Genomic DNA, 374 nt, shown 5'->3' on the forward strand with positions numbered 1-374 from the left:
CGCCGCCGCAGGTGACGGTGGCGGTGAGGGCCACCGGCTGACCCGCGGTCGGGTTGGCCGGCACGGACGACAGGGTGACCACACATTCGCTCGGGGCCGTGACGGTCACGGTTGCCGTGGCGGCGACACCGATGCAGGTGCAGGTGGTGGTGGCGGCGATGACGGTGGCCGTGACGACGTTGACGCCCGTGGGCAGCGCACTGGTGGTGACGGTCGCCTGGCCCGCTGCGGTGGTGACGCCGATGCCGAGCGGGCCGCCGGTGGTGGCGAACAGTACGGTCGCACCCGGGACCGGGGCGCCGCCGCAGGTGACGGTGGCGGTGAGGGCCACCGGCTGACCCGCGGTCGGGTTGGCCGGCACGGACGACAGGGTG

1 protein-coding gene is annotated in these 374 nt (G+C 74.9%); it reads right to left on the minus strand.

What is annotated here, in order from left to right:
• Nucleotides 1-361, minus strand: a 361-nt coding sequence (locus AC3A46_RS19535) for an Ig-like domain-containing protein (RefSeq protein ID WP_487666702.1), incomplete at its 3' end; no start/stop codon positions are given.
• Between the last annotated feature and the right edge of the window lie 13 nt (nt 362-374).

Source organism: Microbacterium sp. Soil_C_42 (genome assembly GCF_057656735.1).